Here is a 14,737-nt window from a genome sequence, read left to right as displayed (position 1 = left end):
GTATATATTTTTAATTTGAAGATGAGAACTGCAAGAAACCTTAAACCTTAAACTTTGGAACTTTGAACTCAACTGTCACTTCGAGTGATTTTGTTGGAGCCATAGCGCAGATAAAATTGTATCAAGAAGTTTTATTTATCAATTAATGTTGATATGGTGATTTGAAAATGTGTTAATTAGAAACGAGAACCAGGAATCAAGAATATAGAATAAAGACAAGAAGGTATAGACGCTGTGATCAGTAAATTTTGAAAGGTTTAAAGCTAAATGTTGATGTATATATTTTTAATTTAAAGATGAGAACTGCAAGAAACCTTAAACCTTAAACTTTGGAACTTTGAACTCAACTGTCACTTCGAGTGATTTTGTTGGAGCCATAGCGAAGATAAAATTGTATCAATAAGTTTTAGTTATCAATTAATGTTGATATGGTGATTTGAAAATGTGTTAATTAGAAACGACAACCAGGAATCAAGAATATAGAATAAAGACAAGAGAGGATAGATGCTGTGATCAGTAAATGGTGAAAGGTTTAAAGCTAAGTGTTGATGTATATATTTTTAATTTGAAGATGAGAATAGCAAGAAACTTTACACCTTAAACTTTGGAACTTTGAACTCACCTGTCACTTCGAGTGATTTTGTTGGAGCCATAGCCATAATACTAACTTATTTAGAATGGTAAAAAAATTGTTTAAAGTTTAGCTTGAAACCAAATGTCTAGTCCTAAAATATAGCTACAGGTTAAACTTGTTTTAATAGATAAATTGAATTATTTATTCGGATATCAGGTTTGTAAATCATTCCTATTTGTCTTAAATACGAAAAGGAAAATTCCTATTCCGAGCGTGATTATGAAAAAAAGCAGGAAGTAAGTATATGGAATTTCCAACCCAAAAAGATTTACATCATACAATTCCAAAGTCGGTTTTTTGTATATTCTTTTGTTATATCTCGTTCCATTATAATATTTAGTTACAATACCAAAAAAATATCATTAGAACAGAAAAAAGAATTATCAAAAATGGTATTTTCTTTCCCTCAAGTACTTTCATATTTATTTTTTCTTAAATGTCTCGTCCTGAAATATGGCTACAGGTTAAACTTGATTTTAGGCAGTTAATTTGTATGCCATATTTGGTGTTTTATACTCTAAAGATAAGTGTAATCTTATTTCGTTGTATAATTTAATTGCGTTTTTGTAGCCCTCTTAGCGTGAGCCTTATTCATAAAGGTTTGATCCAGATAAAATTTTTCTTTTAAAATGCCATTTACACGTTCACCCATAGCGTTTTCGTAGAAATGGTTCTCTTCGGTTTTACTTATACCAATATCTTTTCTTTTAAGAATTTGGGTTTATACATTGCCGCAATATTGTATGCCTCTGTCTGAGTGGTGTATCAGTCCATCAGTGCTCTTTGTTTGATATAGCGCCTTATTTAACGCTCTTACACAACCTCCTAGTTCCAGGCTATCACTTAGGTCATAACCCACTATTTTTCTAAATGTGTGGTAACGGTCTCGGTTCGTATGTTAGATAACAATACGTAATTTAGTTAAAAATAGTAATTATTAATTAAACCAATGGTTTTACCAGTTTTGAGGGCGCAGGTCAATTATGTTGCTATGCTGGCATTACTCCAACCATCCGTGCCTCTGGATCTAGTGTACGAGGTAAGAGTAGGATCAGTAAAATGGGAAATCCAAAACTTAGAAATCTGCTTTTCATGTGCAGTTTTACAGCCTGCAAACACAATAAAGCCTGTAGGGATATCTATGAACGCATAATAGCCAAGGGCAAAAGTAAGAAGCTTGCACTTATTGCTGTATGTAATAAACTACTAAAACAGGCATTTGCTGTGGCTACATCAGGTTTACCATACGATGAAAATTATGCGTCAAGATTAAAATAAAATGCTTGGAAGTTAGCTTAGTTCTTTGTTAGCTGTAGTACCTTAGTTCAAATTTGGTAGATGATACGTCAATACTGCAATATTGATTTCTCTATTTGAGTCTTCATCCAAGTGAAAAATAAAATTTCTCCAATTAGCAGCGGTTTGTCTTTCTTCCCTGACGAAATTTGGATGGTTTTTCGTTTCTTTTTCAATGGTTGAGAAGACGTTGGAAATTTCTTTATTTCTTGAAAATAAAACTAAAGCAGTTTTTGAATCTCGATAAGTTAAGTAGCTAATAAGTTGGTCGAATGTTTTAAAATATTGAGATTTTCCTCCCCAGAATTTGCATTCTGCGATAAATACTACATCACTTTTATATTTTAATAGAATATCAGTTTTACCTTTTTTATTAAAAGTTTCTCCGCTAGCACTTCCATACTCGAAGTTAGGATCTAAAGTGAGTAAAATGTGGTCTCTTAGATCTTCTTCTCCTTTATTACTATATGTTGAAGGCATTCTTTCAAAGTTTTTTCCAACATCATTTATTATTCTTAAAATTTCTTGATAATCCTTAAAACTTAGAGTTGGTTCAGGATTAAATTTATCTTCATAGACTTTTGGTTCTATTTTAATCTTCTTTCTCAATTCCGGTTTTGGAACCGAAAAGGTGGTCGAAACATCTTTTTTCTTCTTTAGAGGAACACCTAACGAAGCCATTAGATCATTGGTTTGTAGAATTTTATTTTTTCTTTCTTGGATATGTTTAACAGTGAAATCTAGCAATCCATCATTGAAGCTGTTGCAATCTTTTTGAACGAAATCGTAATCAGATAAGATATATCTTTTTTGGTCTGCAAACGAAGATTTGATTCTTTCTGGATCATTATAAAAGTTTACTATCTCAACAGTAATACTTTCCTTATCAACTCCTACGGTTGTACTTCCTGATATTGAAAATCCACTTACGGCTCTATTGGCTAATATATAAATATCACCTGAAAAAGGAATATGATAAATAATTACATCTCTTTTATATTTTTTTCCGGAATAAACATCAAAAGAACCTGGAAACCATTCAGCAGGGATTTCCTTTTCATATTTATCTATGTAAATATCTTCAAAATGTAATTTTGGAAATTCGATCTTTTTGTTTTGTATAAGATATTCGGCAAATTCGTTTTCACTTACATTAAGAATGTAGTTATCATCTTTTAATTGAATCCCATTTAATATTTGTTGATATATATTTTGAAAGACAGCACCTAGATCTCCTTCTCTATAAAGTTCAATTTTTCCGTTTCTATACATTGAAAGATTTTTTTGTTAGGGTATTACAGCTAACTTGTTATATAAATAAAAAAAGTGTCGATTTACCGAATATTATACCGGTTATCGACACTTCTTTCAAATCTTAAATATTTTCTTTTTCACTATTTCTTATCCAAAAGTTTCTCTAAGTAAGCTACTTTCTCCTTTTCAGCTTTCAACAATCTTTCGTAAAGTTTTTCTTTTTCTTCATAAGCTTGAACTAACCTATCCAAAGGATTAAATGTACATTGATGATGAACTGTAGGACCTGCATTAATAGTAGAACCTTCGTAATTGTTTTGGATATTATTAAATATAGCTTCCTCCGAAAAATTCTCAATAGCTTCCTTACTCACCCCTAACACCTTAGCCACTTTTTCAAGCTTTTCATCTTCAATATGCTCACTTTGTTCTAAACTGGATACACTTTGTTGACTGATACCTAATTCTGCGGCAAGGGCTTCCTGCTTCATTCCTCGAAGTTCTCTGATTCGGCTAATCTTTCTACCGATATGACTGGTTTTTGTTGCTGTGCTCATAATCTCAAAGATAAACATTCTTTTTAAAAGTTTCGCTCATCACCCTTTGCAGTAAAAAACAAGTTCTCTATTGTTTTTTACCGGTCATTTTGGTTCGCTACGGTCGGTTCTTTTTAAAACTTGAAGGCTCATTGACCATCACTAAAGTTTCACTTTAACACCTTTTGATCTATGCTTACCAACTTGCATCCTCCCAAAGTTATCGAATTTGCATTAGCCCAAATTACAGAAATCCTCAAAAAACATATCGAAATTACAAGTTTATACTATTTTGATATGCAATCATCAGCACTGGGAACTCATAATCCCCTGAATAATGATGCTTCTAAGCAACAGCAACACTATCATTTTTATTTGCTGCTATTAAGCAAGCATATTAGCACAAATGCCGTTGCCAACCTTTCAGATATTATCCGTCAAGATTCCGGCGGAAAATATACCATCAGCTTGTTACTCTATATGCCAAAACAGCTTATAGCTGCTTCTAATCATAATAAATACTTCTTTTCTAAAATACTCCAATCAGGTGGTTTGGTTGAGGGTTCTCCTTTTGAATTAGCTCCTCTACAACTCAGCCAAGTCCCTGAATTGGATATTAAGGGCATAACCAACTACACACAAGATCGAATAGCAATAGCAAAACATTGTTTAAACTTAGGTACTCAGGAAGAAAACGCAGGCATTTTAAGCGCACATGTAATACGGTTGTCTTTTGAGCAACTTTGCTTAGGTACTATTTATGCATTTCTGCATTACCGTCCGCAACATCATCATTCATTATATCTTTTTAAACTAGTTCAATTCTGCCATGATATACCTCCCAATATTTTTTCAGAACAACTATTTGAACAGTCGCCACTAAAGAACATCTTTTGCTTTCATCATACTGAACTTCGCTACCGAAGTAGCTCTTTATTTTCAGTAACAGACCTTAACATGGCGCATTCTTATTGCCAATGTCTTTTAGATTATCTCTTACCAATTGTTAATCACCAATTACAAACTTTAAAAACAGCATCCCATGAAAACGAGAAAACTTGATCAACTAAAATTGAAACAGCTAAAAGAAATCGGAACGACAGCCTATGGTTTAAAAAAGGAAGAAACCAAGCGTCATACCTTTAGAAATGCCGCCATTCGCTTTGAAGATTATACTGATTATATCATGCGCATTACATCATTACTGGAAGTCTGTGTTTTAGCTTTAGATGGTGAAGGTAATTTTCATTCTAAAAACTTAAGCCACCAAAGTAAAAACTCCAGTGTTCAATTAGTTATAGAAATGGTCATTGAACTGATGCCAGATGGTGATATGTTTCAATTGGAACAAATTATAGCCATACTTGAAAATGACACAGACTATATTCATTTCCCCAAGAAACTTAAAAAGCAAATCCTTAAAAACCAAGAACGTTATGAAAAAGGAAAAACTCATCAATAGGCTTCAGGAATTTAAGCAAGATCATATGTTACATTTAACACCTGACACCAGTAGAAAAGGAAAATGTTATAAGGGTACTTATAGAGTTGATAGCCACTTGGATCTCATGTTTTTGATCACAAACCTAATTAAGGTATGTGTTGTAGCCTTAGAAGAGAATGAACAATTATGTGATCTGGAAGTACCCAACCCTAAATATAATGTTATGGAAGTACTTCGTTTTGTAACCCAGCTTATACCATCGGAAGAATTCGCTTTAATAGATAAGTTTTCGGAACTATTGGAAAATATAGAACTAGAAAAGAAAGTACCTACTGAAAATTCCTAAAATTTCCTGTCACTTATGAGGTGTACACGAATTTGTAATAGGTACTTTTTATCAAATTGCGTGCTAATTCAAGATGTGTGTCTGTGGACACAATCTTGATTGCTCCCCACGGTCGCAATAACAAAAAGAGATGTTTAAGGGGAAAACGCTATTAATTCCATTTACTTTTTTTATCCAGAGCATTTGCCTTTTTAGCTCCATTGAAGTACTACTAAAGATCGAATGAAATAGGCTTTAGGATTATTTCATTTACTTCTTTTAGAGCCGTCACATTACCTTTTTGATATTGGTTCTTCTACAGGATTTAGGATTAGGAAAAGGGCTATAAATAGGAAAGCAGAGCTGACCGGTTTATGCGCCCGCTAATGCTAAATCCTGTTCTTTTGAGATCAAAAAGGTAAGGCTGTAAATTTCAAAGTAAGCTTATAGCTATGAAATATTGATCGGTCAACTTTCCAGAATGTTGCTAAAGCGAACGTGAGCCAAAAGCAAATTTTCAGCTTCAATTCATCTGTATATTTGTTTGCTTTTGGCTTATGTTCAAGACCATTTCGACGAACCGTTTTGACTGCAACATAGTGAAAGGAAATATGGTGAGGATTGCTAGATTTATACCTTCAATTTCATTTTTTACTAATTTTTGCTGTAAATAATTGCCTGTTTATAGGGCTTCCCAAAGGTTTTGCTGCAAATTTTAGTAAAAAACGTTTTACGAACAAATTACAAAGTATTGAAAATCAGCAAAATGAATAACTATAACATCGCTCTGCGTGTTATCCTCTTGCTATTCAATTTCCAACCTAGGATAATCTTTGTTTCCAGATGATACAATAAAACATTATTATTTACTTTTTACATTATAGTTTTTTCTAGTAAAAGTCATACCCCAATTGGCAATTACAATAATCTTAGTATTAATTAAGCTTAGCATAAAGAAAATAAGGTTTACAGAAGCACAAATAATTGCAATACTTTAAAGTTATAGATTTACTTATTTTTGGAATAAGCCAGCAGATGTTCTATCATTATCATAGATGTAAACTTAGAACTACCTAAAATATTTGATGGTTAACAATAACAGTTTTATTTTACTTCAAATTATAAAACTAAATAATCATCTAATTATATTTTAATTTCCTCCTACCTTTCCAAAAGTTTGCAACTCTAAAAATTTAGCTGGAAATAGATCATCTGGAATTTTCTTCTTTAAAAGATTTTGAAAATTCTGGTCATGTGTGGATAGAATAATTTGCTTTCCCAAGTTCACTACAATGCTCCGGAAAAGATCAATTGTAGAAAGAATGTTAATACTGTCCATGGATTGAATGGGGTCATCGATGAAAATGCAATCGACAGGTTCTCCGTTGTCATCCTTGACATTCATAGCTTTGGCCAAGAAAATGCTCAAGCTCAATATATTCAATTGTGCGGTACTAAAGTAAAGTGTTGGAACGATGGTATTTTGCGTATCATCGCTCACAAAAATATTGAGCATTGGTCTTGTGGTAGAGAAGTCACATTTAAAAGAAATCTCCTTGTAGGATGGGTGTGGATCAATTTTACGGTAGATTGTATTGATCAAGCCTTGATAAAAGAAGGATTCTACCTGCTGATGGATGAATTCGGATATCCGCTTGCGTTCTTTTTCTAACTGTTCACCTACAACTTTGGTCAAAAATTTCTTCTTGGCCTCAAGCTCTGACTTCTTAGTCTGACTTTCCTGATATTCGAGAAATGGGATTACATTCGCCCGATAATCATCAATTTTTCTCAGGTTGGTTATTTTCTCTTCTGAAAGTTTGATAGTCTCTAAAATCTCCTTCTTTTCATTTTCGAGTGCTTTCAGCAACTCTTCAATGGACAAATCTGATGATGAAATATCTAACGACTTCAACAGGTTTTCGAAGATGAGAATCTTAGTTCTCAGCACATGCTTTTTCGATTCCGACTCTGCTAAGGACTTGTCAATTTCATCCTTAAAGATACTTTTCAACTTTTCATTGAGACTTTTAAGAGTAGCCTTTAACTCTGCTATTTCCTTCCTTATCTTTTCGATCTTTAGCCTCAATTTCTCCTTATCTTCATCCAAGTCTTGTTTCGTGGGATGATCATCCATCAAACGTTCTTTTTGAAATAAAACCAACTGCCGGTAGGTTGGCTCATTTTTAAAATCCTGGATTTTTTCTTCAGAACGCTTTATCTGATCCTGTAATATTTGAATTTTTTCTTCAAACTTTTCCCTTTCCTTAGAGGATTTTTCCAAAGATTCGAGCACTATATCCAGGGCAGATTTGGTTTCTTTTATTTCCTGCCTAAGCTTGGTTTCAAATTCTTCTGAAGGTTGATCTGACAGATTCAGCGTCTTTAACTTTTCTCTTATTTGCTCATTCAATGAATTTTGTTTGTCATCTAACTTACTTATGGAGCGGCTGAATAAATCGCGTTGTTCAATCAGAGCCTTTAGAGAAACACTTTGCTTTTCTAATTCATTATCAAGCTCATTGCTCAGCTTATTCCTTCTTTCCTCAATTAGCTTCAGTAAGCGGCTTTGTTCCAGCTCCCATTTTCCTTTTTCCTCCAGTAGTGTGTTAATCTGTTGTCCAAGCAATGGATTGTTGGAAATTCTCTCGGCTAAAACCGCGAAACTTTCGTATTGATGTTGACACAAAGGGCAAGAGGAAGATTGATTGAGATTGATAATAGTGGCACCTTGTTCAATTAACTCTTTGATTTCCCGGTTCATAGAATCAGTTTCGGATAAATTACCCTGAGTCTTCTCAAGTTTTGCTCGCACCTCCTTCAGCTCGTCCTTTGCTGCACTTAGAGCCTCAATAAACACTACATATTGTTTATAGTATTCATGTTCCTTTGTTGGAAGAATGTCGTCTTCAATATTCTTTTTGAAGGCTGAAAAGGCAAGTGTATTGGATTCTTGCTTACTTATAGAATCTTTGATCTTCTCAAGGTCTTCCACTTGCTTCTCCTTCAAGTCCACTGTGGATTTCAGTTCGTTTTTTAAATCCGATAGCTTTTGCAATAACTCAGGTAATTGTTTCAGTCGTTCAGATAGCTTTTGATAATCTGCTTGTTTGGTGGCTTTAGTCACATTTAGAGCATCTATACTTTTGAAAGTATCATTTAAAGCTGTCTTTGATTTGGTTGTCTCCTGTTTGTTCGCATCTATTTGTCGTTCTTCGTCAGCTATCTCATTTCTCATCATAGCGAAAGAAGGAAAAGCCGTAATTAATTTGGCTAGGTATTTATCCTCTTCCAATCGCTCTGCTAATTCTTTTTCAAGGTCCGAGAGTTGACTTCGAGATTGTTCTTGTTTCTTTAGTAAATCTTTTTGCCCTCGTAATTTCTCTAATTTGGAGTTCAGATGGGCCAATTGTTCTTTCGTCTCAAAAAAATCTTCCGTGCTAAGCTGCTCATCTGCTTTACCGCTAACAGCTTGGTCAACTTTCTGCTTTTTCTGTTTTAAGCTTTCAATTTTCGCTTTTAAGTCATTTTTCCTTTCAGCTATGAGATTCGCTAGCCGAAGTACCTCTTTTTCGCCGAAATAAGCATCTACTTTGGGTAAATTTTCACCGTTGGCATTGAACTCTTCAATGGCCATATTGATTAGAGACAGTAGTTCATTATCGAAATCCAGTTTCAGTTCTGATTGAAGCCCCTTTAATTTACTATTGATGTCTTTAATTTCGTTCTGGTTGATTTTTATTAGATCAATTACAGTCCCATATTTCTTATCCAAGTCAACGTCTCCAAACGATTGAATGAACTTTTTGTAGCGCAAATGAGGATCATCTTCCTTCAAAAAGGCATTAATAAATTCTTGTGATAAAAGCACGTCATGGAAGTATTCTTTCTTCCCTTTTTGCTTCTGAGCTCCAAATTTGTAATCAGAGCTGCCCTTTCCTACAACCGGTACAGTATTCACAAATGGTTTATCCCTTGAAGTGGTATAGACTCTTACAAATCCCTCTTCAAGTTCAGAAAACTTATTTCTGATAATCCATTGTCTGGGTCTTCCAGAACTACGGGTTTGAATCTCTCTTTCTGATTTGGCAAGCGCTTTATTAAATTTCTCCTTTCGGTCGAACCGACTGATGCGGTTAGTATAAGCCCACTCTACGGCATCATAAAATGAAGTTTTACCAAAACCGTTTGGTGCATAAATGGAAATAAAATCCGCAATCGCATTGGACTTCGTTGAAAAATCAAAAGTTCCATTTTCAACTTTACCATAGGCACGGAACGCCTGTATTTCAACCTTTTGAATCTTCATTTTTCAATTTATTTAAGAGGTTTTTGTAAAGGGATTCAATTTGATCCTTTCCTTTTTTGCTCCTATCTGGTGCATTAATAACTGAAAAGACATAAGAGTCAGAATCGTATTCTGTAGACCTTCCTTGCTGCTCATTACTGGTTTGAGGTAGTGAAAAATCGATATTGATATAATTGGACAACAACGCTACCCTGGTTTTGTCATCCAGCTTTTGCTCAAATTTGTCGACCACAATTTTTCGACTGGATAACTGATCATTTTCAATTTTGTACTTCAATTCATTAGAGACGCCTACAGGCAAGATAAATATAATATAGATGTTCCAAAGCTCGAAATCAGTTTTTAAATGATTCTGGTAATAAACTGCAATAACATTACGTATTTTCTCCCAAAGCTCTCCCAGCTTTTCTTCATCAGAAAGTTCTATGAAAAAAATATTAATCTGCCCCTTCATCTCTTCGATATGATGGTAAAAGATCAATTCAGGAAAAGACTTTTTCATCACACTTTCAAAATGCTCTTTAATCGGTAAAGACTTCTGCATATATCTGTTTTAGTTTATTTAACAATGTTTGGTCATTATCGATTGCCGCATACTCGTGGTGCCGTTTGATTATGCTTTCTCTTTTAAAGAAATCGATGTGAATAAATTTGAATTCATCAAAAGGAAATCCATACCCATCATCGATCTTTAATAGATTGCGATCTTGGCTATTTCGAACTTGTGATATGATAGGTATAGATCCATCAATAATATAGGTTTCATCTTCTGGTGGTTTTTCAACCCCTACGATCACAAGGCCTCCTTTCTTTAGCCCCTTGTAATCTGAATATATAAGCTTAGGTATCTCATGGCACCAATCTCCATTGGTATCAGAAAACAATAAACGATACTGATCAAAAATGTTAGACAAGTTATCCGTGGTATGCGCTTGCCCCTTAACAATATTTAGTATGGTTAGAAACTCAAGCCAGAGTATCCAAATATTCTTGGTTTCCAATTCCTCCCCTTTATCTTGGTCTATGAGTAATCGGGTCTGAAAAAAATTCCTTATACCAATAGGTGTAAATTCATTGTCGATTACCTCTTTACATTTATGCCGGAGATAACCTCTGGTGAAGTTTATATTGTCTTGCGAAAGACCTGCCTTTAAATCGAACGCTTCTCCTCTTAGAAAATCGAAACTGGATAAATAGGAAGGGAATAAAAGAGAAAGCTCATTAGGATGTTCCTCGATTATTTCATTGAAAATTTCGACTGGCGTAAACTCTATTCTACCTAACTGCTCACCTACCGCCTGAGCCATACTGTTTTGTATCCCTGCCAAATACAGTTTATTACCAGCATCCTTTAAAATACACCCGCCAGAATGACCTCGTACTTCACCTAAATCAGGGTTTCCGGGAATGTGTGCCTCCCTGCGTGCATTCTCTGTAGTTCCTAGGATCCCAACTCCTATATCGGGGCGAAACCACTTTATTTTATTAGTGGGAGATCCATTTCGCCTGGTTTCGGGATAACCTAATAGCCAAAATCCCTCAGGATTACCGTCCAAATCGGTTAGTTTATAAAGGGCATCCAAGCCTTCCATTCTAGGAACCTTTATTATGGCGATGTCTTTATTGGGGTGCGGAAAATAGTTAGCGCCTAAATTCAAGTTCTGGAAAGGAATAGTTAATATTTCCCACTGACCATTTTGGTACTGAAAATGCATTAAATTAGTAATCCTGTTACCTGCATTTGTAATATTATGTTTTGCCGTAAGGATGTAAGTGGCTTCCAGATCAGCCGGTTGAAAGAAACAACCACTTCCTCCATTTACGATTACTGTATATTCCCTGGCATCATCTATTGTCATATTTTAAAGCCATTTTTGGTACTCAAGGCTTGAAAATCGGGGAATACATCGTAGTCCTCATCCTTGAAAATCAGAGGTATTTTCTCAGGATAATTGAAGTATATCTTTGCTTTATTATTGTGATTAATAATGCGTGCGAGACATTGCTTATCAGGCAATTCGTGTTTGTCTCCATTAGAGGATATGATGTAATTATCCGTATTAATCAGTTCCAATAATTCATAGTTCGTATTGGCCTTACTTCCATGATGCGATACTTTGAGAAATTCTGCCTCAAGTGGTTTTCTTTCACTATATCCTAAAGAGCGAAGGCGCTCAGTTACCTGTATAGGATGAGCATCTGCCAGAAATACCACCCGCTTGTCATTATATTCGATTATAAAACCTATTGAACTTCCATTATGAATGGATGTATCTTCTTTGAAAACATCCTTTTGAATGTGTTTCTCTAAAGACCAACCGTAATCATTTTTACCGGATGTATCCGTGACTGGGGCTTCTTTGTCCCACTTTCCTAGAAGGGCATTCAGTTTATCAATACTGGGAGAAAGAAAAGTGAGTTTGAATCCAAATAACTCCAACTCATCGGATGAATGGATCAACCGTCTCTCCCATAGGCCATTTTCTGTTAGAAACTTCTCAAACTTGACCCCTTGTTTTATGCTAGTATCTAGTCCAGTAGCGTCACCTAGGGAAAGAGCATTATCTTCAGAGTTCTCATCTCCAAAGTATTCAGAGATAAGTTGCCCAGAGTTAAACCATACTTTTTTGATAATATCCTTGGCCTCTTTATCCTTTTGAAACCATTTCAGTAAGCCACCTATGTGATCATCATCCACATGAGTCAATATAAGTAGGTCGATGAACTGATCCTGAACTCTCAATCCTTCTATTAGTTTTTGAAGATCGCCAGCCTCCTGTTTACCTTTCTTATTCTTGAACTGGTAGGTTTTACCTGGTCCGCCATCAATAAGTATATTTTTACTTATTCCTACTTTATCTTTAAATGACAACAATATAGAATCCCCATTGAAAGCTTGTAAAATTGTTATATCCATAATGCTTTAAAATCCGGTATCCTCAAGAGCATACTATAAATCTGTGAAATTAAATTTTATATCGAATTCGATAAATATAAAAAATTTTTCGTATTAACATTTCTTATGGGATTTCGAAAATTATATTTTGAAGTCATATTAATTAAAATTTGGTAAAATTGGAAATTCAAAAATGTTTTTGTCTCTTACCACCAGAGGAAGAATATTAAGGCTTTATATTTTTGCAAAGCCCAGTCTTCACTAATAGCGGAAACTACTTTAAGCCTATGACCTTCAGGTTTAAATATTGTGTATTGGAATGGAAGAGCCAATTGAAGATACCGAATTTCAAGAATTTAAAAGAATTAAAAGAAAATATTGAAATATTGTAGAAAATTTTACTTATGAGAATTAAATAGAGGACTAGAAGCAATAATAGAACTTTAGAAAATACAACTAAAGTTGGTTTGATATAATTCAAAAAATTATATGTGAAATTTGTATATTTAGATAGCGTGATTTGAAAATATATTAAATCAATAGAAATGAAATTATTGAGTCCGAATTGGTGACCTTCTGAAACTAAAACTTTGAAACCCACTGATAGTAGGGTAAATTGAAATGGGTGTGCTTTCTGCCACCTACCTCACAACTTTCCCCTCAACTTATCCATATCATTTGAAATCTTTGAATCAATCACTCGTGCATAAATTTGGGTAGTTGATAGTTTGGTATGTCCTAAAAGTTTGGAAACTGTTTCTATAGGTACACCATTGGCTAGGGTTACCGTTGTAGCAAAAGTATGCCTTGCTGCATGAAAACTAAGTTCTTTATTTATCTTGACAGCTTTGGTAATCTCTCTTAAATATTGATTTGTTTTTTGGTTGGAATACACCGGAAGCAAGATATCACTATTACTCACTCTTGGATGCTCTTTATATTTTTCTAGGATCCGTTCAGCTTCTTCCAGAAGTGGTATTCTAAGTAGCGTGTTGGTTTTCATTCGCCTTGTATAAATCCATTTTTTACCATCGATCCCAATTTGAATATGCTTTTTCTTTAGTTCCAATACATCACCATAAGGCAATCCGGTATAGCAGCAAAACACAAAAATATCACGGTTAATGCTAAGGGTAGATCGTTTGAACTTCTTTTCCTTGATCTTTTGTAATTCTGCTTTTGATAAATACACCATATCAACATGATGAAACCGAAGTTTAAAACGTTTGGTCGGGTTCTTTTCAATCCAATCCAGATCTTCAGAAAGGTGCATAAGCTTTTTAAAGCGTTCCATATGTTTCATGACGCCATTGTTACTTAAGGATGGTAAATCGCGCAGAAATCGCTCGAAACCTAACGTAAATTGGTAATCAATCTGTTTGAGATAAATGTCCGATATGGTACGTTTTTCTTTTAGGTAATTCTTTAGATAGGTTTCTGTTGTCGTATAATTCTTTAATGTTCCATATTTTAACACACCTTTCATCTTGGTGGAGTGGTAGTCCAGTAATTGGGTTAAGGTGTAGTGTTTTTTATCAATGCCCAGATATCGCGACTTTACCGCACTGGCGGTAATCACCTGATCTTCCTTTTGCAGGCTATCATAAGCCTTATACAAAAGTGCCTTGGTTTCGTCTATCTTTTTATTGAGTTGTTGGCTTTCCATACTGCTACCATTAAGCTTGCAGGCTGACTGGTTCCAACGGCTTACTTCCAAGCTACGTTTAAGGCTCATTTCAATATAAATGCCGTTAACTGATATTCGGGCATAAAGGAGGGCTTCTTCCGGCTTGTTTTTTTTCTTGCGGATGAAAAAAGAAATCATAAATGTTTGAGTGGTACGCATCGTTTTGTTTTTTTAATGAAACAATAATTAAGGGTTGAAAGCCAAAACGATCAATATGTACTAAGGGTCACGGGGCTAATCAAGATACAAAAAATAAGCTCACGATTAACTCACGAAAAAGACCAAAACTCACGAATAACTCACATTATAGCTGGTGAAGTTTGATAGAATTTAACGCATTAAAAAAGGGTAACTAC

The 14,737-nt window shown here is 34.4% G+C and carries 10 protein-coding genes and 1 pseudogene; 4 read left to right on the top strand and 7 right to left on the bottom strand.

Annotated elements, in window-relative coordinates; all coding sequences use genetic code 11:
* Window positions 1-1,579 precede the first annotated feature (1,579 nt).
* Window positions 1,580-1,912: pseudogene (locus ZPR_RS22980) on the top strand (transposase); the annotation flags it as partial.
* Window positions 1,913-1,954: 42 nt separating this feature from the next.
* Here the strand turns inward: ZPR_RS22980 and ZPR_RS13240 are convergent.
* Both ZPR_RS13240 and ZPR_RS13235 read right to left on the bottom strand, forming a co-directional pair.
* Window positions 1,955-3,202: a hypothetical protein gene (locus ZPR_RS13240; RefSeq protein ID WP_013072207.1), complete on the bottom strand. Its 1,248-nt coding sequence runs from the start codon at window positions 3,200-3,202 to the stop codon at window positions 1,955-1,957.
* A gap of 122 nt (window positions 3,203-3,324) precedes the next feature.
* Complete coding sequence (locus tag ZPR_RS13235) at window positions 3,325-3,759, bottom strand: helix-turn-helix domain-containing protein (RefSeq protein WP_013072206.1); 435 nt, start codon at window positions 3,757-3,759, stop codon at window positions 3,325-3,327.
* 153 nt (window positions 3,760-3,912) lie between these two features.
* On the opposite strand from ZPR_RS13235, the gene ZPR_RS13230 reads away from it, so the two are divergent.
* Genes ZPR_RS13230 through ZPR_RS13220 form a run of 3 tightly spaced genes read left to right on the top strand, consistent with a single transcriptional unit; the run spans window position 3,913 to window position 5,510 of the window.
* Window positions 3,913-4,782, top strand: a complete 870-nt coding sequence (locus tag ZPR_RS13230; RefSeq protein ID WP_013072205.1) for a hypothetical protein — start codon at window positions 3,913-3,915, stop codon at window positions 4,780-4,782.
* Window positions 4,763-5,182: a hypothetical protein gene (locus ZPR_RS13225; RefSeq protein ID WP_013072204.1), complete on the top strand. Its 420-nt coding sequence runs from the start codon at window positions 4,763-4,765 to the stop codon at window positions 5,180-5,182. The genes ZPR_RS13230 and ZPR_RS13225 overlap by 20 nt, the downstream gene beginning before the upstream one ends.
* Window positions 5,157-5,510 carry a hypothetical protein gene (locus tag ZPR_RS13220; protein WP_041578922.1) on the top strand — a complete coding sequence of 118 codons (354 nt, stop codon included), beginning with the start codon at window positions 5,157-5,159 and terminating at the stop codon, window positions 5,508-5,510. Before ZPR_RS13225 ends, ZPR_RS13220 begins: the two co-directional genes overlap by 26 nt.
* A 1,129-nt stretch (window positions 5,511-6,639) precedes the next feature.
* Here the strand turns inward: ZPR_RS13220 and ZPR_RS13215 are convergent.
* The 5 genes from ZPR_RS13215 to ZPR_RS13195 all read right to left on the bottom strand — a co-directional run bounded on the left by ZPR_RS13215 (window position 6,640) and on the right by ZPR_RS13195 (window position 14,540).
* Window positions 6,640-9,798, bottom strand: coding sequence for an AAA family ATPase (locus tag ZPR_RS13215; protein ID WP_013072201.1), 3,159 nt, complete (start codon window positions 9,796-9,798; stop codon window positions 6,640-6,642).
* The gene (locus ZPR_RS22575) at window positions 9,779-10,342 is read right to left on the bottom strand and encodes an ABC-three component system middle component 1 (protein ID WP_013072200.1); all 564 of its coding nucleotides are present in this window, start codon (window positions 10,340-10,342) and stop codon (window positions 9,779-9,781) included. The genes ZPR_RS13215 and ZPR_RS22575 overlap by 20 nt, the downstream gene beginning before the upstream one ends.
* Window positions 10,320-11,657 carry an ABC-three component system protein gene (locus tag ZPR_RS13205; RefSeq protein WP_013072199.1) on the bottom strand — a complete coding sequence of 446 codons (1,338 nt, stop codon included), beginning with the start codon at window positions 11,655-11,657 and terminating at the stop codon, window positions 10,320-10,322. The genes ZPR_RS22575 and ZPR_RS13205 overlap by 23 nt, the downstream gene beginning before the upstream one ends.
* The gene (locus ZPR_RS13200; protein WP_013072198.1) at window positions 11,654-12,715 is read right to left on the bottom strand and encodes a ComEC/Rec2 family competence protein; all 1,062 of its coding nucleotides are present in this window, start codon (window positions 12,713-12,715) and stop codon (window positions 11,654-11,656) included. Before ZPR_RS13200 ends, ZPR_RS13205 begins: the two co-directional genes overlap by 4 nt.
* Window positions 12,716-13,340: 625 nt before the next feature.
* Window positions 13,341-14,540, bottom strand: coding sequence for a site-specific integrase (locus ZPR_RS13195; protein ID WP_041578921.1), 1,200 nt, complete (start codon window positions 14,538-14,540; stop codon window positions 13,341-13,343).
* Window positions 14,541-14,737 lie beyond the last annotated feature (197 nt).

The organism is Zunongwangia profunda SM-A87 (assembly GCF_000023465.1).
Classification (GTDB): Bacteria; Bacteroidota; Bacteroidia; order Flavobacteriales; family Flavobacteriaceae; genus Zunongwangia; species Zunongwangia profunda.
This window is presented reverse-complemented; position numbering and strand designations above follow the sequence as displayed.

Coding starts and splice junctions, on each gene's coding strand:
- ZPR_RS13240 (WP_013072207.1), bottom strand. CDS start 3,202: ATGTATAGAAACGGAAAAATTGAACTTTATAGAGAAGGAGATCTAGGT.
- ZPR_RS13235 (WP_013072206.1), bottom strand. CDS start 3,759: ATGTTTATCTTTGAGATTATGAGCACAGCAACAAAAACCAGTCATATC.
- ZPR_RS13230 (WP_013072205.1), top strand. CDS start 3,913: ATGCTTACCAACTTGCATCCTCCCAAAGTTATCGAATTTGCATTAGCC.
- ZPR_RS13225 (WP_013072204.1), top strand. CDS start 4,763: ATGAAAACGAGAAAACTTGATCAACTAAAATTGAAACAGCTAAAAGAA.
- ZPR_RS13220 (WP_041578922.1), top strand. CDS start 5,157: ATGAAAAAGGAAAAACTCATCAATAGGCTTCAGGAATTTAAGCAAGAT.
- ZPR_RS13215 (WP_013072201.1), bottom strand. CDS start 9,798: ATGAAGATTCAAAAGGTTGAAATACAGGCGTTCCGTGCCTATGGTAAA.
- ZPR_RS22575 (WP_013072200.1), bottom strand. CDS start 10,342: ATGCAGAAGTCTTTACCGATTAAAGAGCATTTTGAAAGTGTGATGAAA.
- ZPR_RS13205 (WP_013072199.1), bottom strand. CDS start 11,657: ATGACAATAGATGATGCCAGGGAATATACAGTAATCGTAAATGGAGGA.
- ZPR_RS13200 (WP_013072198.1), bottom strand. CDS start 12,715: ATGGATATAACAATTTTACAAGCTTTCAATGGGGATTCTATATTGTTG.
- ZPR_RS13195 (WP_041578921.1), bottom strand. CDS start 14,540: ATGCGTACCACTCAAACATTTATGATTTCTTTTTTCATCCGCAAGAAA.